The sequence below is a fragment of the Escherichia sp. SCLE84 genome (assembly GCF_012584495.1).
Classification (GTDB): domain Bacteria; phylum Pseudomonadota; class Gammaproteobacteria; order Enterobacterales; family Enterobacteriaceae; genus ECMA0423.
In genome coordinates this window covers 2,797,552-2,817,878 of sequence record NZ_CP051430.1, presented here as the reverse complement: position 1 = coordinate 2,817,878, position 20,327 = coordinate 2,797,552, and the positions used below count along the sequence as shown (strand labels likewise).

The 20,327-nt window shown below is 51.3% G+C and carries 18 protein-coding genes; 12 read left to right on the top strand and 6 right to left on the bottom strand.

The genetic code is table 11. The features are described 5' to 3' along the window. Positions 1 to 89: 89 nt before the first annotated feature. Positions 90 to 626, top strand: coding sequence for a single-stranded DNA-binding protein SSB1 (gene ssb1 / locus HGD79_RS13750; protein WP_000168305.1), 537 nt, complete (start codon positions 90 to 92; stop codon positions 624 to 626). Between the two features lie 98 nt (positions 627 to 724). Here the strand turns inward: ssb1 and HGD79_RS13745 are convergent, their stop codons facing one another. Continuing rightward, entirely contained in the window at positions 725 to 1,006 is a 282-nt protein-coding gene (locus tag HGD79_RS13745) for a YjcB family protein (RefSeq protein ID WP_001295689.1), read from the bottom strand. 429 nt (positions 1,007 to 1,435) lie between these two features. On the opposite strand from HGD79_RS13745, the gene pdeC reads away from it, so the two are divergent. Beyond that, positions 1,436 to 3,022: a c-di-GMP phosphodiesterase PdeC gene (gene pdeC, locus HGD79_RS13740; protein WP_000019531.1), complete on the top strand. Its 1,587-nt coding sequence runs from the start codon at positions 1,436 to 1,438 to the stop codon at positions 3,020 to 3,022. A gap of 2 nt (positions 3,023 to 3,024) precedes the next feature. On the opposite strand, the gene soxS is transcribed toward pdeC, so the two are convergent. Beyond that, on the bottom strand, positions 3,025 to 3,348 hold the full coding sequence (gene soxS, locus HGD79_RS13735; protein ID WP_000019358.1) for a superoxide response transcriptional regulator SoxS: 324 nt from the start codon (positions 3,346 to 3,348) through the stop codon (positions 3,025 to 3,027). 85 nt (positions 3,349 to 3,433) lie between these two features. Here soxS and soxR point away from each other — a divergent pair, with 85 nt between their 5' ends. The 3 genes from soxR to HGD79_RS13720 all read left to right on the top strand — a co-directional run bounded on the left by soxR (position 3,434) and on the right by HGD79_RS13720 (position 7,593). Further along, complete coding sequence (soxR, locus tag HGD79_RS13730) at positions 3,434 to 3,898, top strand: redox-sensitive transcriptional activator SoxR (protein ID WP_000412428.1); 465 nt, start codon at positions 3,434 to 3,436, stop codon at positions 3,896 to 3,898. A gap of 545 nt (positions 3,899 to 4,443) precedes the next feature. Then, on the top strand, positions 4,444 to 5,793 hold the full coding sequence (gene ghxP, locus HGD79_RS13725; RefSeq protein ID WP_000106882.1) for a guanine/hypoxanthine transporter GhxP: 1,350 nt from the start codon (positions 4,444 to 4,446) through the stop codon (positions 5,791 to 5,793). Positions 5,794 to 5,943: 150 nt separating this feature from the next. Continuing rightward, positions 5,944 to 7,593, top strand: coding sequence for a Na+/H+ antiporter (locus tag HGD79_RS13720; protein ID WP_000402207.1), 1,650 nt, complete (start codon positions 5,944 to 5,946; stop codon positions 7,591 to 7,593). Between the two features lie 153 nt (positions 7,594 to 7,746). Here the strand turns inward: HGD79_RS13720 and HGD79_RS13715 are convergent, their stop codons facing one another. The 4 genes from HGD79_RS13715 to acs all read right to left on the bottom strand — a co-directional run bounded on the left by HGD79_RS13715 (position 7,747) and on the right by acs (position 13,335). Continuing rightward, a complete protein-coding gene (locus HGD79_RS13715) occupies positions 7,747 to 9,039 on the bottom strand; it encodes a pentapeptide repeat-containing protein (RefSeq protein ID WP_168848423.1) in 1,293 nt (430 codons plus the stop codon). Between the two features lie 177 nt (positions 9,040 to 9,216). After that, a complete protein-coding gene (gene actP / locus HGD79_RS13710) occupies positions 9,217 to 10,866 on the bottom strand; it encodes a cation/acetate symporter ActP (protein ID WP_000832572.1) in 1,650 nt (549 codons plus the stop codon). Beyond that, entirely contained in the window at positions 10,863 to 11,177 is a 315-nt protein-coding gene (locus HGD79_RS13705) for a DUF485 domain-containing protein (RefSeq protein ID WP_001014565.1), read from the bottom strand. The genes actP and HGD79_RS13705 overlap by 4 nt, the downstream gene beginning before the upstream one ends. A 199-nt stretch (positions 11,178 to 11,376) precedes the next feature. Next, the gene (gene acs / locus HGD79_RS13700; RefSeq protein ID WP_000078239.1) at positions 11,377 to 13,335 is read right to left on the bottom strand and encodes an acetate--CoA ligase; all 1,959 of its coding nucleotides are present in this window, start codon (positions 13,333 to 13,335) and stop codon (positions 11,377 to 11,379) included. A gap of 391 nt (positions 13,336 to 13,726) precedes the next feature. Here acs and nrfA point away from each other — a divergent pair, with 391 nt between their 5' ends. From nrfA to nrfG, 7 genes are read left to right on the top strand one after another with little or no spacing between them, the layout of a single operon-like run. Then, a complete protein-coding gene (gene nrfA, locus HGD79_RS13695; protein WP_168848422.1) occupies positions 13,727 to 15,163 on the top strand; it encodes an ammonia-forming nitrite reductase cytochrome c552 subunit in 1,437 nt (478 codons plus the stop codon). Between the two features lie 44 nt (positions 15,164 to 15,207). Continuing rightward, positions 15,208 to 15,774, top strand: a complete 567-nt coding sequence (gene nrfB / locus HGD79_RS13690) for a cytochrome c nitrite reductase pentaheme subunit (protein WP_001298875.1) — start codon at positions 15,208 to 15,210, stop codon at positions 15,772 to 15,774. Beyond that, positions 15,771 to 16,442, top strand: coding sequence for a cytochrome c nitrite reductase Fe-S protein (nrfC, locus tag HGD79_RS13685; protein ID WP_000220268.1), 672 nt, complete (start codon positions 15,771 to 15,773; stop codon positions 16,440 to 16,442). The genes nrfB and nrfC overlap by 4 nt, the downstream gene beginning before the upstream one ends. Beyond that, entirely contained in the window at positions 16,439 to 17,395 is a 957-nt protein-coding gene (gene nrfD / locus HGD79_RS13680; protein ID WP_000195178.1) for a cytochrome c nitrite reductase subunit NrfD, read from the top strand. The genes nrfC and nrfD overlap by 4 nt, the downstream gene beginning before the upstream one ends. A 19-nt stretch (positions 17,396 to 17,414) precedes the next feature. After that, the gene (locus tag HGD79_RS13675) at positions 17,415 to 19,133 is read left to right on the top strand and encodes a heme lyase CcmF/NrfE family subunit (protein ID WP_071524619.1); all 1,719 of its coding nucleotides are present in this window, start codon (positions 17,415 to 17,417) and stop codon (positions 19,131 to 19,133) included. After that, the gene (gene nrfF, locus HGD79_RS13670; protein ID WP_139496412.1) at positions 19,126 to 19,509 is read left to right on the top strand and encodes a heme lyase NrfEFG subunit NrfF; all 384 of its coding nucleotides are present in this window, start codon (positions 19,126 to 19,128) and stop codon (positions 19,507 to 19,509) included. Before HGD79_RS13675 ends, nrfF begins: the two co-directional genes overlap by 8 nt. Beyond that, positions 19,506 to 20,102 carry a heme lyase NrfEFG subunit NrfG gene (gene nrfG, locus HGD79_RS13665; protein ID WP_000814373.1) on the top strand — a complete coding sequence of 199 codons (597 nt, stop codon included), beginning with the start codon at positions 19,506 to 19,508 and terminating at the stop codon, positions 20,100 to 20,102. The genes nrfF and nrfG overlap by 4 nt, the downstream gene beginning before the upstream one ends. The last annotated feature ends 225 nt before the right edge of the window (positions 20,103 to 20,327 follow it).

Genomic DNA, 20,327 nt, shown 5'->3' with positions numbered 1-20,327 from the left:
GAGGTCACAACATAGTAAAAGCGCTATTGGTAATGGTACAATCGCGCGTTTACACTTATTCAGAACGATTTTTTTCAGGAGACACGAACATGGCCAGCAGAGGCGTAAACAAGGTTATTCTCGTTGGTAATCTGGGTCAGGACCCGGAAGTACGCTACATGCCAAATGGTGGCGCAGTTGCCAACATTACGCTGGCTACTTCCGAATCCTGGCGTGATAAAGCGACCGGCGAGATGAAAGAACAGACTGAATGGCACCGCGTTGTGCTGTTCGGCAAACTGGCAGAAGTGGCCAGCGAATATCTGCGTAAAGGTTCTCAGGTTTATATCGAAGGTCAGCTGCGTACCCGCAAATGGACCGATCAATCCGGCCAGGATCGCTACACCACAGAAGTCGTGGTGAACGTTGGCGGCACCATGCAGATGCTGGGTGGTCGTCAGGGTGGTGGCGCTCCGGCAGGTGGTAATATCGGTGGTGGTCAGCCGCAGGGCGGTTGGGGTCAGCCTCAGCAGCCGCAGGGTGGCAATCAGTTCAGCGGCGGCGCGCAGTCTCGCCCGCAGCAGTCCGCTCCGGCAGCGCCGTCTAACGAGCCGCCGATGGACTTTGATGATGACATTCCGTTCTGATTTGTCATTAAAACAATAGGTTATATTGTTTTAAGGTGGATGATTAAAGCATCTGCCAGCCATAAAAAAGAAGCCTCCGTTATGGAGGCTTCTACGTATCAGGTCAAAATCATTGGCCATTGTGGCGGTGTCTGATTCATCTCTTCTATCATCACCGACTCGATGTTGTGCCAGATAGCGGTGATGTCCGCCATTGTGATGCCAAGCAACCCCATTGCGAACCAACAGGCGGAAACAACGCCCAGACCGCTGCTGATCACCGCAAGCCCGACATAATCAGACCGACGAAAACGGATGTTGAGTGTGCTGGCCAGAAACATCATTACGGCACTAAGAAGTTGCCAGCGAAGAAGAACCACGCCAGTGGTGAGGGTAGCCATCAAACAATTCCTCTGAAAAGAGCCGATGCCCTGGACAGCGCGGCGTTGTTCACGGGAGGCGTGGTACACTCTGGCTATCGCGGGGCTTGCAGAACACAAAAATGAAACACTCTGTTTGTTTCATTAATTTTGTGAACTATATCACAATTGATTGTTTGTTAGCCATATTAGGCCGTGACTTTTATTGCTGTACAGATTATGTGGTTTTTCAGTGGCATTAAGGGCATATCTTCCCGCCGCCTCTGCATTCCTGTAGGAAATTAATTTTGAATATCAATGAATTATTTTCATCCAGGTGACGATTAGAAAGGTATCAATTTCAAATCAGGCAAAAGTGCTATTTATACCGTAAGATTTATCTAAAGACGTCGGTACCCAGGGTTTTCACCTTGCAATGGCCGGGTATAAACAGGCAGGAAATTGATAGCAATGAGTCATCGTGCACGACACCAATTACTGGCGTTGCCGGGCATTATCTTTTTAGTTCTCTTTCCCATCATTCTTTCGCTATGGATTGCCTTCCTTTGGGCAAAATCAGAAGTGAATAATCAGCTCCGAACCTTTGCTCAACTGGCACTGGATAAATCCGAGCTGGTCATTCGCCAGGCAGATTTAGTGAGCGATGCAGCTGAACGCTATCAGGGGCAAGTTTGCACTCCAGCCCATCAAAAGCGAATGTTGAATATTATTCGTGGCTATCTTTATATTAATGAATTGATCTATGCCCGTGATAACCATTTTTTATGCTCATCGCTGATAGCGCCTGTAAACGGCTATACGATTGCACCGGCCGATTATAAGCGTGAACCTAACGTTTCTATCTATTATTACCGCGATACGCCTTTTTTCTCTGGCTATAAAATGACCTATATGCAGCGGGGAAATTATGTGGCGGTTATCAACCCTCTCTTCTGGAGTGAAGTGATGTCTGATGACCCGACATTGCAATGGGGTGTGTATGATACGGTGACGAAAACCTTTTTCTCGTTAAGCAAAGAGGCCTCGGCAGCAACGTTTTCTCCGCTGATTCATTTGAAGGATTTAACCGTACAAAGAAATGGCTATTTATATGCGACAGTTTATTCGACAAAACGCCCAATTGCAGCCATTGTTGCGACTTCATATCAACGTCTTATAACCCATTTTTATAATCATCTTATTTTTGCGTTGCCCGCCGGTATTTTGGGGAGTCTTGTTCTGCTATTACTCTGGCTACGTATTCGACAAAACTATTTATCTCCCAAACGTAAATTGCAACGCGCCCTCGAAAAACATCAACTTTGTCTTTATTACCAGCCAATAATCGATATCAAAACAGAAAAATGTATCGGCGCTGAAGCGTTGTTACGTTGGCTTGGTGAGCAGGGGCAAATAATGAATCCGGCAGAGTTTATTCCGCTGGCAGAAAAGGAGGGGATGATAGAACAGATAACTGATTATGTTATTGATAATGTCTTCCGCGATCTGGGCGCGTACTTGGCAACACATGCCGATCGCTATGTTTCTATTAACCTGTCGGCCTCCGATTTTCATACGTCACGGTTGATAGCGCGAATCAATCAGAAAACAGAGCAATACGCGGTGCGTCCGCAGCAAATTAAATTTGAAGTGACTGAGCATGCATTTCTTGATGTCGAAAAAATGACGCCGATTATTCTGGCTTTCCGCCAGGCTGGTTACGAAGTGGCAATTGATGATTTTGGTATTGGCTACTCTAACTTGCATAACCTTAAATCATTGAATGTCGATATTTTGAAAATCGATAAATCGTTTGTTGAAACGCTGACCACCCACAAAACCAGTCATTTGATTGCGGAACACATCATCGAGCTGGCGCACAGCCTGGGGTTAAAAACGATCGCTGAAGGCGTCGAAACTGAGGAGCAGGTTAACTGGCTGCGCAAACGCGGCGTGCGCTATTGCCAGGGATGGTTTTTTGCGAAGGCGATGCCGCCGCAGGTGTTTATGCAATGGATGGAGCAATTACCCGCGCGGGAGTTAACGCGCGGGCAATAAAACTACAGGCGGTGGCGATAATCGCTGGGAGTGCGATCAAACTGCCGACGGAAAACGCGGGAGAAGGTCTGCTGCGAGACATAACCCAGGTCCATTGCGATATCAAAAATCGGACGCTCGGTGGTGCGCAACTCAACGGCGGCCAGTAACAGGCGACGTTGGCGAATGTAATCGCCAAGCGTCTGATGCGTCACCGTGCGGAACATTCGTTGCAAGTACCACTTTGAATAGCCTGATTTTTTTGCGACTACATCAATGTTAAGCGGCTGGTCAATATGCTCGTCAATCCATGCGATAAGATCCTGAATAATTTTCTGATGGGACATAAATCTGCCTCTTTTCAGTGTTCAGTTCGTTAATTCATCTGTTGGGGAGTATAATTCCTCAAGTTAACTTGAGGTAAAGCGATTTATGGAAAAGAAATTACCCCGCATTAAAGCGCTGCTAACCCCCGGCGAAGTGGCGAAACGCAGCGGTGTGGCGGTATCGGCGCTGCATTTCTATGAAAGTAAAGGGTTGATTACCAGTATCCGTAACAGCGGCAATCAGCGGCGATATAAACGTGATGTGTTGCGATATGTTGCAATTATCAAAATTGCTCAGCGTATTGGCATTCCGCTGGCGACCATTGGTGAAGCGTTTGGCGTGTTGCCCGAAGGGCATACGTTAAGTGCGAAAGAGTGGAAACAGCTTTCGTCCCAATGGCGAGAAGAGTTGGATCGGCGCATTCATACCTTAGTAGCGCTGCGTGACGAACTGGACGGATGTATTGGTTGTGGCTGCCTTTCGCGCAGTGATTGCCCGTTGCGTAACCCGGGCGACCGCTTAGGAGAAGAAGGTACCGGCGCACGCTTGCTGGAAGATGAACAAAACTAAAGCGCCACAAGGGCGCTTTAGTTTGTTTTCCGGTCTTTGTCTTTCTCTCTATCCCGCTGGTACACAGGAGGGTTTCCCCCGACGTCAACACACCCCATTCGAGCACGTGGTGGAGGTTCCGGTTGGTGTTGATGCTTTAATTGTATGTCACCGGCATTTCTTCGCCAGTGTAAAAGTATACTTTTTATCCGCAATATTTTTGTCATCTCAGACGATTTTTTATCGCAATCCTGAACGGTATACGGCTCGATAACGCTGCAATCTTGCGCACCGACGATAACGTTTGCGCATCAATTGCCTGGTTTTTCATCGTCAAGACAATAAAAGAGAAAAAAGCAGCAAACTTCGGTTGAAAAAGCCGCTATGATCGCCGGATAATCGTTTGCTTTTTTTACCACCCGTTTTGTATGCGCGGAGCTAAACGTTTGCTTTTTTGCGACGCAGTAAATTGTCGCAAACCTGGAGCAGGAAGATAACGTTTCGCTGGCAGGGGATTGTCCGCCACGCATCTTGACGAAAATTAAACTCTCAGGGGATGTTTTCTTATGTCTACGCCATCAGCGCGTACCGGCGGTTCACTCGACGCCTGGTTTAAAATTTCACAACGTGGAAGCACTGTCCGTCAGGAAGTGGTTGCCGGGTTAACAACGTTTCTGGCGATGGTCTACTCGGTCATCGTCGTTCCAGGTATGTTGGGTAAAGCAGGCTTCCCGCCTGCGGCAGTTTTCGTTGCAACCTGTCTGGTTGCCGGACTCGGTTCTATCGTGATGGGTCTGTGGGCTAATCTGCCGTTGGCGATTGGTTGCGCCATCTCCCTGACGGCGTTTACCGCATTCAGCCTGGTGCTGGGGCAACATATTAGCGTACCTGTCGCGCTGGGTGCCGTGTTCCTGATGGGTGTGCTGTTTACGGTAATTTCTGCCACGGGTATCCGTAGCTGGATTTTGCGCAACTTGCCGCACGGTGTGGCGCACGGCACGGGGATTGGTATCGGTCTGTTCCTGCTGCTCATTGCCGCTAACGGTGTCGGTCTGGTGATTAAAAACCCGCTTGATGGTCTGCCCGTTGCGCTGGGTGATTTCGCGACCTTCCCGGTGATTATGTCACTGGTAGGTCTGGCGGTGATCATCGGCCTGGAAAAACTGAAAGTCCCTGGTGGCATTCTGCTGACCATTATCGGTATCTCAATTGTCGGTTTGATCTTCGATCCTAACGTCCATTTCTCCGGCGTTTTCGCCATGCCTTCATTGAGCGATGAAAACGGCAACTCACTGATTGGCAGCCTGGACATTATGGGCGCGCTGAATCCTGTAGTCCTGCCAAGCGTTCTGGCGCTGGTAATGACGGCAGTATTTGATGCCACCGGAACTATCCGTGCCGTCGCCGGCCAGGCGAACCTGCTGGATAAAGATGGGCAAATTATCGACGGTGGGAAAGCACTGACCACTGACTCCATGAGCAGCGTTTTCTCTGGCCTGGTGGGTGCAGCTCCGGCAGCGGTATACATCGAGTCTGCGGCGGGTACGGCGGCGGGCGGTAAAACCGGTTTGACGGCTATCACCGTTGGCGTGCTGTTCCTGCTGATTCTGTTCCTCTCTCCGCTCTCTTACCTCGTTCCGGGGTATGCAACGGCTCCGGCGCTGATGTACGTTGGCCTGCTGATGCTGAGCAACGTGGCGAAAATCGACTTTGCTGATTTTGTTGATGCGATGGCGGGTCTGGTTACGGCGGTATTCATCGTGCTGACCTGTAACATCGTAACAGGCATCATGATCGGCTTCGCGACTCTGGTGATTGGTCGTCTGGTTTCCGGCGAATGGCGCAAGTTGAACATCGGTACGGTCGTTATCGCCGTGGCGCTGGTGACCTTCTATGCGGGTGGCTGGGCTATCTAATCTTTCATCGGATTCTGAAAACGGGTGGCAATGGCTGCCCGTTTTTATTTTCTCCGCACATTGTGTGAGCTTTTGCGATATTCTGAAAAAATGAGAATTCAGGCATAACGTCTTTCTCAGATCATAAAAAACATCGCAAACAGGGAACGCATGGAAATCTTCTTCACCATACTGATAATGACCCTCGTGGTCTCGCTGTCCGGGGTGGTCACTCGTGTCATGCCCTTTCAGATCCCGCTTCCGCTTATGCAAATCGCCATCGGTGCGCTACTGGCGTGGCCGACGTTTGGTTTGCATGTGGAGTTTGATCCTGAACTCTTTTTAGTCTTGTTTATCCCGCCGTTGCTGTTCGCTGATGGCTGGAAAACGCCGACCCGTGAATTTCTCGAACATGGTCGAGAGATTTTCGGCCTCGCGCTGGCGCTGGTGGTGGTCACCGTGGTCGGCATTGGCTTCCTTATTTACTGGGTGGTGCCGGGCATTCCGCTGATCCCCGCCTTTGCGCTGGCGGCGGTACTTTCTCCGACCGATGCTGTGGCGCTCTCCGGGATTGTTGGCGAAGGGCGCATCCCGAAAAAAATCATGGGCATTTTGCAGGGCGAAGCGTTGATGAATGACGCTTCCGGCCTGGTGTCGTTGAAGTTTGCCGTGGCAGTGGCGATGGGGACGATGATCTTCACCGTCGGCGGTGCGACGGTCGAATTTATGAAAGTAGCCATTGGCGGTATTCTTGCCGGTTTTGTGGTGAGCTGGCTGTATGGTCGCTCGCTGCGATTCCTCAGCCGCTGGGGCGGTGATGAACCCGCGACGCAGATTGTTCTGCTGTTCTTGCTGCCATTCGCTTCTTATCTGATTGCCGAACATATTGGCGTTTCCGGCATCCTCGCTGCGGTTGCCGCCGGGATGACCATCACCCGCTCCGGTGTGATGCGCCGTGCGCCGCTGGCAATGCGCCTGCGTGCAAACAGCACCTGGGCGATGCTGGAATTTGTCTTTAACGGCATGGTGTTCCTGCTGTTAGGTCTGCAGCTGCCGGGTATTCTGGAGACGTCGCTGATGGCAGCAGAAATCGACCCTAACGTCGAAATCTGGATGCTGTTTACCGATATTATTCTGATATATGCGGCGCTGATGCTGGTCCGTTTCGGCTGGCTGTGGACGATGAAAAAGTTCAGCAACCGCTTCCTGAAGAAGAAGCCGATGGAGTTTGGTTCGTGGACCACACGAGAAATCCTGATCGCGTCTTTCGCCGGGGTGCGTGGGGCGATCACTCTGGCCGGTGTGCTCTCAATCCCGCTGCTCTTGCCGGATGGTAACGTCTTCCCGGCGCGCTATGAGCTGGTGTTCCTGGCGGCTGGCGTCATTCTCTTCTCGCTGTTTGTCGGCGTGGTGATGTTGCCTATTCTGCTACAACACATTGAAGTCGCGGACCATTCGCAACAATTGAAAGAAGAACGTATTGCGCGAGCGGCAACGGCAGAAGTGGCGATTGTGGCGATCCAGAAAATGGAGGAGCGTCTGGCGGCGGATACCGAAGAGAATATCGATAACCAGCTGCTTACGGAGGTCAGTTCTCGCGTCATTGGTAACCTGCGTCGTCGCGCCGATGGACGTAACGACGTTGAAAGTTCCGTGCAGGAAGAGAACCTTGAGCGTCGCTTCCGTCTGGCGGCATTGCGTTCTGAACGTGCTGAACTTTACCACCTGCGCGCCACGCGGGAGATCAGCAACGAAACGCTGCAAAAATTACTGCACGATCTCGATTTGCTTGAAGCGTTGCTAATTGAGGAAAATCAGTAAGCCGAAAGCGACGTAACCAGGCCCGAGGTAATCTGAAAAAGGTGCAATCTTTTGCACCTTTAACAGGTTAGCTCGGGCTAACATTCATGATTCTAAAACAAATAAGTTATCTCTCTTGTAAAGTCAATTCATTGGCTGTTCTTCGACTTAACCTCAATCTGCGTGTTGCATAATATCTGCAGTAATCTTCATAGCGACTGCATTAATATTATCCTCAGTTTGTGACATGCCAGTATGAGAGGTACAATCTTCTTCAAAGAATTTCTGTAGTGTTACCAGGGTATCACTATCAATGGGGATATTTTCCTCCCCACGGAGAATGGAAATGCCCATTCCCTGGACGCTAGCCTCATCAAAATTAACCCGATAGAGACGGGTATTAAACATACAGGCTTTTGTTAAAATAGAACAGTTGAAATGGCAGTTGCTTAAATTGGCATTATTAAAATTAACATTAGCCATATTAGAGCCGGTACATATAACCATTTCGAGGAATGTATTTGTCAGCCACGTACAAAAGAGTTTGCTATCAATTAAGTTTATATTCTGGAGGATTGCTTTGTTCAGATTGACGCGAGACAGATCAGCATATTCAAAGTTAATTAAATCGAGTTTAGAGAAACTAAGGTCGGCTTTAAATAAATTAACATATGGCGCTATTACTTTATAAAGATTTACCTCAGCCATGTACGCCATATAAAAATTTGAATAGTCAAGGAAGGTGTTTTTAATATTGGCTCTATTCATTGCTGCATTGTAGAATTGAACATGCATAGCGGAGCATGCATTTAGAGTTCCGTCGGCCATTTTTATCTGAGCGAAATTTGAGTCATCGAGAATACAATTATCAAAAAGTATTTTTTCCATTATGGCGTAATAAAAATTCGTTTTATACATATTACAGTCCTGGAAAATAGCGTTTTGTAGTCTGCAACCTGCAAAATTCGAATTGGATAAATCTTCATCTTTAATCACGATACCTTTCAGGCTAAGGTGTGAAAAATCGTAACCACCATTTACTGTCTGTGGAATTTCGATAGTATTATTATGGACGGCGACATTATTTATAAAATATACCACCTTAATGGATACTTCCTTTTCTTTACTAAGGTAAACTCTTCTCGTAATTCTATCGTCACATTTATTATTTGCATATAAAGCTATATCTATAAAATGTTTATGTATTTTCCTGTCCGTTTCCTTCGTGATTTTTCCTGATGGTAAACTATCATAAATTCTTTTCATTTTCTGAATCAAACCTATCACTTTTTCATGATCATCCATCTTGAAAAGAGAGAGGGCTTTATTGTCAATTAACGTGTTTTTATGATGTTTGCTGTAATTATATGATTTTGTTTTCTTTGTATGTGATGAACTTGTGAAAGAGTGGTTATCGTTAATCTGGCAAAGAGAGAAAAACATATTATTTAAACCATTATAGCGCATAAAATATCCTTATAATTAACAAGAAAGAAAAGGCATATTCTCTGCATTATCATTTTCTACGACTGTCAAAAATCGCTCATTTTTTAATGAGTTTATTTGTTTAATATTATGGGAAAAGGTGATGCATGCTGGAGAGGAAGAGTATTCCCCGGTCAGGCGACCGGGGAAGGGGAGAGATTAATGTGCGCGGCCTTGCTCAACGCCAAAGCCGGTCTGGGAGCGGATAAACTGTGCACGGAACAGTTCACGCTCGCGCGCACCTTCCGCTGAGTTATCGGTTGCCGAGAAGAACCAGATGCCGAGGAATGCCACGCTGATAGAGAACAGCGCCGGGTATTCATACGGGAAGATGGCTTTTTCGTGACCAAGGATCTGTACCCAAATCGTCGGGCCGAGGATCATCAGTACTACTGCGGTAATCAGCCCCAGCCAGCCACCCATCATCGCGCCACGCGTGGTCAGTTTCGACCAGTACATAGAAAGCAGAATGATCGGGAAGTTACAGCTCGCCGCGATGGCAAACGCCAGCCCCACCATAAAGGCGATGTTCTGATTCTCAAACAGCACGCCGAGGATAATGGCAATCACACCCAAAATCAGCACGGTGATTTTCGATACCCGCAGTTCTTCACGTTCGGTCGCGCCTTTTTTGAAGACGTTAGCGTACAGGTCATGCGAAACCGCTGATGCGCCCGCCAGCGTCAGACCCGCAACCACCGCGAGGATAGTGGCGAAAGCAACCGCTGAAATAAAACCGAGGAACAGGTTGCCGCCCACTGCATTCGCCAGGTGAACGGCCGCCATGTTGTTACCACCAATCAGATGGCCCGCCGCGTCTTTATATTCCGGATTCGCACCAACAAGCATGATCGCGCCGAAGCCGATAATAAAGGTCAGAATATAGAAGTAGCCCATAAATCCGGTGGCGTAGAACACGCTCTTACGTGCTTCGCGGGCATCGCTGACTGTAAAGAAGCGCATCAGAATGTGCGGCAAGCCCGCCGTACCAAACATCAGTCCCAGCCCCAGAGAGAGCGCGGAGATCGGATCTTTCACCAGTCCGCCCGGTTTCATGATGTCGACACCTTTCGGGTGTACCGCCATCGCTTCGCTGAACAGATTGTTGAAGCTAAAGCCGACGTGTTTCATCACCATAAAGGCCATAAAGCTGGCACCGAACAGCAACAGCACGGCTTTGATAATCTGTACCCAAGTGGTCGCCAGCATGCCGCCGAACAGGACGTACATCATCATCAGCACGCCGACCAGCACCACCGCAATGTGATAGTTAAGGCCAAACAGCAGCTCGATCAGTTTACCTGCGCCCACCATCTGGGCGATAAGGTAAAGCGCCACCACCACCAGAGAACCACAGGCCGAAAGAATACGAATCGGCCCTTGTTTCAGACGGTAAGAGGCCACATCGGCAAAGGTGTAGCGCCCCAGGTTACGCAGACGTTCGGCAATCAGGAACAAAATGATCGGCCAGCCCACCAGGAAGCCCAGCGAGTAAATTAAGCCGTCATAGCCGGAGGTAAACACCAGCGCGGAGATCCCCAAGAATGAGGCGGCGGACATATAGTCCCCGGCAATCGCCAGCCCGTTCTGGAAGCCAGTGATATTGCCGCCTGCGGTGTAGTAGTCGCTACGAGAACGTACGCGTTTTGATGCCCAGTAGGTAATGCCGAGCGTAAACACGACGAAAATCAGGAACATAATAATCGCCTGCCAGTTCGTTGGCTGGCGCTCTACGGCCCCGCTAATAGCATCCGCGGCGTTAGCTGCGAAAGGGAGTGTGGCGGCAAGCGCCGTCAGAACTCTTTTCATGATGCTTGTACCTCATGCAGGACTTCATTATTAAGACGGTCGAATTCGCCGTTCGCCCGCCAGATGTAGATACCGGTGAGAACAAAGGAGATCACAATCACTCCAACACCAATTGGAATACCGCGTGTGACGCTGGTGTTCGGATTCAGCGGCGTGCCCAGCCAGCCGGGCGCGAAGGCGATCAGTAAAATAAAGCCGATATAAACTGCCAGCATAATAATCGACAGGATGGTGGCAAACCGTTGCCGTTTTTCGACTAACTCCCTGAAATGCGCATTGTCTTCTATCCGCTGATAAATAGTGCCATTCATCACAGATTCTCCAGAGGTAATGTAGGGATTGTTTTAATTCCCGCTCCCTTATGGGAGAAGGTTAACGCTCGGGTAACCCTTGCCGAATGTAGGCCGGATAAGGCGTTTACGCCGCATCCGGCAATCAATGCCTGATGCGACGCTGTCGCGTCTTATCAGGCCTACAAACCGTTACCGACTCGCATCCGGCAATTGTGGGTTACGATGGCATCGCGATAGCCTGCTTCTCTTCAAGCAGCTTCTCGACTACGCCAGGATCGGCAAGCGTCGAGGTATCGCCCAGGTTGCTGGTATCGCCCGCCGCAATTTTGCGCAGAATACGGCGCATAATTTTGCCGGAGCGGGTTTTAGGCAGGGAGTCGGTCCAGTGCAGCACGTCTGGCGTCGCCAGCGGGCCAATCTCTTTACGCACCCAGTTGCGGACTTCTGCGTACAGTTCTGGTGACGGTTCCTCCCCGTGATTAAGCGTGACGTAGGCGTAGATCGCCTGACCTTTAATATTGTGCGGAATACCTACTACGGCGGCTTCGGCAATCTTCGGATGCGCCACCAGCGCCGACTCAATCTCTGCCGTCCCCAGACGGTGACCGGAGACGTTCAGCACGTCGTCCACACGCCCGGTGATCCAGTAATAGCCATCTTCATCGCGACGCGCGCCGTCGCCGCTGAAATACATATTTTTGAAGGTGGAGAAGTAGGTCTGTTCAAAACGTTCGTGATCGCCAAACAGCGTACGCGCCTGACCCGGCCAGGAGTCGGTGATTACCAGGCTACCTTCGGTGGCCCCCTCCAGCGGGTTACCTTCGTTATCGACCAGCGCCGGTTGCACGCCGAAGAACGGACGTGTTGCCGAACCGGCTTTCAGCTCGGTAGCGCCAGGCAGCGGGGTGATCATGAAACCGCCGGTTTCGGTCTGCCACCAGGTATCGACCACCGGACATTTCTCGTTGCCGATTTTTTTCCAGTACCACTCCCACGCTTCCGGGTTAATTGGCTCGCCCACGGAACCGAGAATGCGCAGCGACGAACGGTCGGTACCCTCGATCGCTTTATCGCCTTCCGCCATCAGCGCGCGGATCGCCGTGGGTGCGGTATAGAGAATATTGACCTGATGCTTGTCCACCACCTGCGCCATACGGGCAGGCGTCGGCCAGTTGGGTACGCCTTCAAACATCAGCGTGGTCGCACCGCAGGCCAGCGGGCCGTACAGCAAGTAACTGTGTCCGGTCACCCAGCCCACATCGGCGGTGCACCAGTAGATATCACCCGGATGATAATCAAAGACATATTTAAAGGTCAGCGCCGCGTACACCAGATAACCGCCGGTAGTATGCAGCACACCTTTTGGCTTACCGGTAGAACCGGAGGTGTAGAGAATAAACAGCGGATCTTCGGCGTTCATCTCTTCCGCCTGGTGCTGATCGCTCGCTTGCTCAACCAGGTCGTGCCACCACAGGTCGCGCCCTTCCTGCCAGTCAATTTTCCCGCCAGTACGCTTCAGTACCACCACATGCTCTACGCTGGTGACGTTCGGGTTTTTCAGCGCGTCATCAACGTTTTTCTTCAGCGGAATACTGCGCCCGGCACGCACACCTTCGTCGGAAGTGATCACCAGTCGTGAGTTGGAATCAATAATGCGCCCGGCAACGGCTTCCGGCGAGAAGCCGCCGAAAATCACCGAATGCACCGCGCCAATGCGGGCGCAGGCCAGCATCGCAACCGCGGCTTCCGGCACCATCGGCATATAAATCGCCACCACATCACCTTTTTTAATGCCCAGCTCGAGCAGGGTATTGGCGAAGCGGCAGACGTCGCGGTGCAGCTCTTTATAGCTGATATGTTTGCTCTGGCTGGCGTCGTCGCCTTCCCAGATGATGGCGGTACGATCGCCGTTTTCTTGCAGATGGCGGTCAAGGCAGTTTGCCGCCAGATTCAGCGTGCCGTCCTCGTACCATTTAATGGACACATTACCGGGGGCAAAGGAGGTGTTTTTCACCTTCTGGTAAGGTTTGATCCAGTCAAGAATTTTTCCCTGTTCGCCCCAGAAGGTATCAGGTACGTTAATAGATTGTTGATACATCGCCTCGTACTGCTGAGGGTTTATCAGGCAACGGTCTGCGATGTTGGCAGGAATGGTGTGTTTGTGAATTTGGCTCATGCTTTTGTTCTCCTTGTAGGATGTTAATAATATGTGGCATAAGCGTTAAATGTAGGGGTATTGGCAGTTTTGTTTAGTATTTGGGCGACAGATCACGCAAAAGTAGAATTGTGCAAATAAACGGCAGGGTAATTTTTGAAGGTCACCAACAAAAGTTGATTAATTCTTTGAGGAACATGCAGTTATGCATGCTGTTGAAAAAGAGGAAGATACTGACTAACTCTAAAGTGGTATTTTACATGCACTTACAATTGATTAAAGACAACATTCACAGTGTGGTTATTTGTTACACATAGGGGCGAGCAATGTCATGACAGTGTAGGTGCGGTTACTGTCGTGAAAACAATAAAAACCGCCATTGCAACAATGGCGCAATTCGGATGAAGCCCCTATGACAAGGATAAAAATAAACGCACGCCGTATCTTCAGCTTATTGATTCCTTTTTTCTTTTTCACTTCTGTTCACGCTGAACAAACGGCAGCTCCCGCAAAACCTGTAACTGTGGAAGCGAAGAATGAAACCTTTGCCCCGCAGCATCCCGATCAATATCTCTCCTGGAAAGCCACCTCGGAACAGTCAGAGCGTGTTGACGCCCTGGCGGAAGATCCACGGCTGGTGATCCTGTGGGCGGGGTATCCCTTCTCGCGCGATTACAACAAGCCGCGTGGACATGCCTTTGCTGTGACCGATGTGCGTGAAACCCTGCGTACCGGTGCGCCGAAAAACGCTGAAGATGGTCCGCTACCGATGGCGTGCTGGAGTTGTAAAAGCCCGGATGTGGCGCGTCTGATCCAGAAAGACGGCGAAGATGGCTACTTCCACGGTAAGTGGGCGCGCGGCGGCCCGGAAATCGTCAACAACTTAGGTTGTGCCGACTGCCATAACACCGCCTCACCAGAGTTCGCCAAAGGCAAACCGGAGTTAACCCTTTCCCGTCCGTATGCGGCTCGCGCGATGGAAGCCATTGGTAAACCTTTTGAGAAAGCCGGACGTTTCGACCAGCAATCGATGGTTTGCGGTCAGTGCCATGTGGAGTATTACTTCGACGGCAAAAACAAAGCGGTTAAATTCCCGTGGGATGACGGCATGAAAGTCGAAAATATGGAGCAGTATTACGACAAAATTGCCTTCTCTGACTGGACTAACTCCCTGTCGAAAACGCCAATGCTGAAAGCGCAGCACCCGGAATATGAAACCTGGACAGCGGGCATTCACGGTAAAAACAACGTGACCTGTATCGACTGCCATATGCCAAAAGTGCAGAACGCCGAAGGCAAACTCTACACCGACCATAAAATTGGTAATCCGTTTGATAACTTCGCCCAGACTTGTGCGAACTGCCATACCCAGGACAAAGCTGCCTTGCAAAAAGTGGTCGCGGAACGTAAGCAGTCGATTAACGACCTGAAAATCAAGGTTGAAGATCAACTGGTTCACGCTCACTTCGAAGCGAAAGCAGCGCTGGATGCAGGCGCGACGGAAGCCGAAATGAAGCCGATTCAGGACGATGTCCGTCATGCCCAGTGGCGTTGGGATCTGGCGATCGCTTCCCACGGCATTCATATGCACGCACCGGAAGAAGGTTTACGGATGCTCGGTACTGCGATGGATAAAGCGGCGGATGCACGCACCAAACTGGCGCGCCTGCTGGCGACCAAAGGCATCACCCATGAAATCGAGATCCCGGATATCTCGACCAAAGAGAAAGCCCAGCAGGCCATTGGCCTGAACATGGAACAAATCAAGGCCGAGAAGCAGGACTTCATCAAAACGGTGATCCCGCAGTGGGAAGAACAGGCACGTAAAAATGGTCTGTTAAGCCAATAACCCCGTTCCGACTCGCAAGGGGCGGAAAACACAATGGAGTGAATATGAGCGTATTACGTTCGTTATTAACTGCTGGGGTGCTGGCGTCGGGCCTGTTGTGGAGCCTGAACGGAATTACCGCTACCCCTGCGGCGCAGGCATCTGGTGATCGCTACGAAGTTACCCAGCAGCGTAACCCGGATGCCGCCTGTCTGGACTGTCATAAGCCAGATATCGAAGGTATGCATGGCAAACATGCTTCCGTTATCAACCCGAATAACAAACTGCCGGTCACCTGCACCAACTGTCACGGCCAGCCATCACCGCAACACCGCGAAGGGGTGAAAGATGTGATGCGCTTTAACGAGCCGATGTACAAGGTCGGAGAGCAGAACAGCGTCTGTATGTCCTGTCATCTGCCGGAACAGTTGCAAAAAGCGTTCTGGCCGCACGATGTCCACGTAACCAAAGTGGCGTGCGCCAGCTGCCATTCCCTGCATCCACAGCAAGATACGATGCAGACGTTAAGTGACAAAGGACGGATTAAGATTTGCGTCGATTGCCACAGCGATCAGCGCACCAATCCGAACTTTAACCCGGCGTCTGTTCCGTTGCTTAAGGAGCAGCCATGACCTGGTCTCGTCGCCAGTTTCTCACCGGCGTCGGCGTGCTGGCAGCCGTCAGCGGCACCGCAGGGCGCGTGGTGGCGAAAACGTTGAATATCAATGGGGTGCGTTACGGCATGGTGCATGACGAGTCGTTATGCATCGGCTGTACCGCCTGTATGGATGCTTGTCGGGAAGTGAACAAGGTGCCGGAAGGCGTCTCGCGCCTGATGATTATTCGTAGCGAGCCGCAGGGCGAATTTCCTGATGTGAAATATCGCTTCTTCCGTAAGTCTTGCCAGCACTGCGATCATGCGCCGTGCGTTGACGTCTGCCCGACCGGTGCGTCTTTTCGTGATGCCGCTAGCGGGATTGTCGATGTTAATCCTGATCTCTGCGTCGGTTGTCAGTACTGCATCGCCGCCTGTCCGTACCGCGTGCGCTTTATCCATCCGGTCACGAAGACGGCGGACAAATGCGATTTCTGCCGTAAGACCAATTTGCAGGCCGGTAAGCTGCCCGCGTGCGTTGAGGCTTGCCCGACGAAGGCGCTGACGTTTGGCAATCTGGACGATCCTAACAGTGAGATTTCGCAACTGCTGCGCCAGAAGCCTACTTACCGCTACAAGCTGGCGCTGGGAACCAAACCGAAGCTGTACCGCGTACCGTTTAAATACGGGGAGGTGAGCCAATGACGCAGACTTCCGCATTTCATTTTGAATCGCTGGTGTGGGACTGGCCGATTGCCATCTACCTGTTTTTGATTGGTATTTCTGCCGGTCTGGTGACGCTGGCCGTGCTGTTACGTCGCTTCTACCCGCAGGCGGGCGGTGCAGACAGCACGTTGCTGCGCACCACGCTGATTGTCGGACCTGGCGCGGTGATCCTCGGTCTGTTGATCCTCGTCTTCCACCTGACAAGACCGTGGACCTTCTGGAAGCTGATGTTCCACTACAGTTTTACCTCGGTGATGTCGATGGGGGTGATGCTGTTTCAGCTCTACATGGTGGTGCTGGTGCTGTGGCTGGCGAAAATCTTTGAACATGATTTGCTTGCCCTGCAACAACGCTGGTTGCCGAAGCTGGGGATCGTGCAAAAGGTTCTGAGCCTGCTGACGCCCGTTCATCGCGGACTGGAAACGCTGATGCTGGTGTTGGCGGTGCTGCTGGGGGCTTATACCGGCTTTCTGCTGTCGGCGCTGAAATCGTATCCGTTCCTCAATAACCCGATCCTGCCGGTGCTGTTCCTCTTCTCCGGCATCTCGTCCGGTGTGGCGGTAGCGCTGATCGCCATGGCGATACGCCAACGCAAAAATCCGCATTCCACGGAAGCGCACTTTGTTCACCGTATGGAAATCCCCGTGGTATGGGGTGAAATCTTCCTGCTGGTGGCGTTTTTTGTCGGTCTGGCGCTGGGCGATGACGGTAAAGTGCGTGCGCTGGTGGCGGCATTAGGTGGCGGTTTCTGGACGTGGTGGTTCTGGCTTGGTGTCGCCGGGCTGGGGCTGATTGTGCCAATGTTGCTCAAACCGTGGGTCAATCGCAGTTCCGGCATTCCTGCCGTGTTGGCGGCGTGTGGGGCCAGTCTGGTCGGCGTGTTGATGCTGCGCTTTTTCATTCTCTACGCCGGACAGTTGACGGTGGCGTAAGCCAGAAAAGAGGTGGTTTCTGGACGTATTCCTTCCTGAAGTCGGTTTTCTGGCGTTGTTGTTAAGTCTCGGGGTCAACGTGTTGACCCCGTTGACGGCCTTTGCGGGAGTGCGGTTGCGCTGGCCTGCCATGATGCGACTCACTTGCATCGGCATTCTGGCGCAGTTCGCGCTCCTGCTGCTCGCCTTTGGCGTACTGACGTATTGTTTTCTCATCAGCGATTTCTCGGTCATTTATGTCGCGCAACATAGCTATAGCCTGCTGTCGTGGGAACTCAAGCTGGCAGCGGTGTGGGGCGGCCATGAAGGTTCGCTGCTGCTTTGGGTGCTGCTGCTTTCCGCCTGGAGCGCGCTGTTTGCCTGGCATTATCGGCAGCAAACCGATCCGCTATTTCCGCTGACGTTAGCCGTTTTATCTCTCATGCTCGCCGCACTGCTACTGTTTGTGGTGCTGTGGTCCGATCCCTTCGTGCGGATATTTCCACCAGCAATCGAAGGCCGCGATCTCAATCCGATGCTGCAACATCCCGGTCTTATCTTTCATCCACCGCTGCTTTACCTTGGCTATGGCGGTTTGATGGTAGCGGCGAGCGTGGCGCTGGCGAGTTTACTGCGCGGCGAGTTTGATGGTGCCTGCGCCAGAATTTGTTGGCGCTGGGCACTACCTGGCTGGAGCGCATTAACGGCGGGGATCATCCTCGGTTCCTGGTGGGCCTATTGCGAACTGGGCTGGGGCGGCTGGTGGTTCTGGGATCCGGTGGAAAACGCCTCTTTATTACCCTGGCTTTCTGCCACTGCGCTGCTGCACAGTTTGTCCCTGACACGCCAGCGGGAGATTTTCCGCCACTGGTCGCTGTTGCTGGCGATAGTAACTCTGATGCTGTCGCTACTGGGTACCTTAATTGTCCGTTCTGGCATTCTGGTTTCGGTTCATGCGTTCGCACTGGATAACGTCCGCGCCGTGCCGTTGTTCAGCCTGTTTGCACTGATTAGCCTTGCGTCTCTGGCTCTGTATGGCTGGCGAGCGCGGGACGGTGGCCCGGTGGTGCGTTTTTCGGGGTTATCGCGGGAAATGTTAATCCTCGCTACGCTGTTGCTGTTTTGCGCAGTGCTACTGATCGTGCTGGTGGGAACGCTTTATCCGATGATTTACGGTCTGCTGGGCTGGGGACGCCTCTCCGTTGGCGCGCCGTATTTTAACCGCGCGACGTTACCGTTTGGCCTGTTGATGCTGGTGGTGATTGTGCTGGCGACGTTTGTCTCTGGCAAACGCGTGCAGCTTCCGGCGCTGGTAGCTCATGCGGGCGTGCTGTTATTTGCCGCTGGGATCGTGGTTTCCAGCGTCAGCCGTCAGGAGATCAGCCTGAATTTACAGCCGGGTCAGCAGGTGACGCTGGCAGGATACACCTTCCGTTTTGAGCGCCTCGATCTGCAAGCCAAAGGCAATTACACCAGCGAAAAAGCGATAGTGGCACTGTTTGACCATCAGCAACGCATTGGTGAACTGATGCCGGAGCGGCGTTTTTACGAAGCACGTCGTCAGCAAATGATGGAACCGTCAATTCGCTGGAACGGCATCCATGACTGGTATGCGGTCATGGGTGAAAAAACCGGAGCGGATCGTTACGCTTTTCGCTTGTATGTACAAAGCGGTGTGCGCTGGATCTGGGGGGGAGGATTGTTGATGATTGCGGGCGCATTATTAAGCGGATGGCGGGGGAGGAAGCGCGATGAATAAAGGACTTCTCACGCTACTGCTGTTATTTACCTGTTTTGCGCGCGCTCAGGTTGTAGACACCTGGCAATTCGCCAATCCGCAACAACAGCAACAGGCGTTAAATATTGCCAGCCAGTTACGTTGTCCGCAGTGCCAGAATCAGAACTTACTGGAATCCAATGCACCGGTGGCGGTCAGTATGCGCCATCAGGTTTACAGCATGGTGGCGGAGGGGAAGAACGAAGTCGAAATCATTGGCTGGATGACCGAACGCTACGGAGATTTTGTTCGCTATAACCCACCGTTAACGGGTCAGACGCTGGTGTTATGGGCGCTGCCAGTGGTGTTGTTACTGCTGATGGCACTGATCTTCTGGCGAGTGAGGGCGAAGCGGTGAAACAGTCACAAATACCGGTGAAAATGCTGACAACACTCACGATTTTGATGGTATTTCTCTGTGTCGGCAGTTATCTGTTAAGCCCAAAATGGCAGGCGGTACGTGCGCAATATCAGCGTCAGCGCGATCCGCTACATCAGTTTGCCAGCCAGCAAACCCCGGAAGCGCAGCTTCAGGTATTGCAGGATAAAATCCGCGCTAATCCACAAAACAGCGAACAGTGGGCGTTACTGGGCGAGTACTATCTGTGGCAAAACGATTACAGTAATTCGCTGCTGGCGTATCGTCAGGCGTTGCAACTACGTGGTGAGAACGCTGAACTGTATGCGGCGCTGGCGACGGTGCTTTATTACCAGGCCAGCCAGCATATGACCGCCCAGACTCGCGCAATGATCGACAAAGCCCTCGCGCTGGACTCTAACGAAATCACCGCTCTGATGCTGCTGGCTTCCGATGCGTTTATGCAGGCGAATTACGCGCAAGCCATCGAACTATGGCAAAAAGTGATGGATCTCAACTCACCCCGGATCAACCGGACACAGCTGGTCGAGTCGATTAATATGGCGAAATTGTTGCAGCGGAGATCGGATTAATCATCTGGTGATGAAGATTATGTTATTGAGCTGCATAAAAAATAATCGAATGAACATATGCCAAAAATAATCACCAATCAGTATTATTGCAGATTAAACAAATAAAAATCTTTCCATAACAAATGGTTATTCATTAATCCTGCCATAAACTCGCGTTATTATGCATTAATGCAGCGAAAAGCTCTGTTGTTAAAGGGTTGCGCAACATACCGCGCAAATGATACT

Bases quoted from the DNA above. Each gene is read 5' to 3' on its own strand.
- HGD79_RS13745 (WP_001295689.1), bottom strand. From the start codon at position 1,006: ATGGCTACCCTCACCACTGGCGTGGTTCTTCTTCGCTGGCAACTTCTT.
- acs (WP_000078239.1), bottom strand. From the start codon at position 13,335: ATGAGCCAAATTCACAAACACACCATTCCTGCCAACATCGCAGACCGT.
- nrfA (WP_168848422.1), top strand. From the start codon at position 13,727: ATGACAAGGATAAAAATAAACGCACGCCGTATCTTCAGCTTATTGATT.
- HGD79_RS13715 (WP_168848423.1), bottom strand. From the start codon at position 9,039: ATGCGCTATAATGGTTTAAATAATATGTTTTTCTCTCTTTGCCAGATT.
- nrfC (WP_000220268.1), top strand. From the start codon at position 15,771: ATGACCTGGTCTCGTCGCCAGTTTCTCACCGGCGTCGGCGTGCTGGCA.
- soxS (WP_000019358.1), bottom strand. From the start codon at position 3,348: ATGTCCCATCAGAAAATTATTCAGGATCTTATCGCATGGATTGACGAG.
- HGD79_RS13705 (WP_001014565.1), bottom strand. From the start codon at position 11,177: ATGAATGGCACTATTTATCAGCGGATAGAAGACAATGCGCATTTCAGG.
- ssb1 (WP_000168305.1), top strand. From the start codon at position 90: ATGGCCAGCAGAGGCGTAAACAAGGTTATTCTCGTTGGTAATCTGGGT.
- pdeC (WP_000019531.1), top strand. From the start codon at position 1,436: ATGAGTCATCGTGCACGACACCAATTACTGGCGTTGCCGGGCATTATC.
- nrfB (WP_001298875.1), top strand. From the start codon at position 15,208: ATGAGCGTATTACGTTCGTTATTAACTGCTGGGGTGCTGGCGTCGGGC.
- soxR (WP_000412428.1), top strand. From the start codon at position 3,434: ATGGAAAAGAAATTACCCCGCATTAAAGCGCTGCTAACCCCCGGCGAA.
- HGD79_RS13720 (WP_000402207.1), top strand. From the start codon at position 5,944: ATGGAAATCTTCTTCACCATACTGATAATGACCCTCGTGGTCTCGCTG.
- nrfF (WP_139496412.1), top strand. From the start codon at position 19,126: ATGAATAAAGGACTTCTCACGCTACTGCTGTTATTTACCTGTTTTGCG.
- nrfD (WP_000195178.1), top strand. From the start codon at position 16,439: ATGACGCAGACTTCCGCATTTCATTTTGAATCGCTGGTGTGGGACTGG.
- actP (WP_000832572.1), bottom strand. From the start codon at position 10,866: ATGAAAAGAGTTCTGACGGCGCTTGCCGCCACACTCCCTTTCGCAGCT.
- ghxP (WP_000106882.1), top strand. From the start codon at position 4,444: ATGTCTACGCCATCAGCGCGTACCGGCGGTTCACTCGACGCCTGGTTT.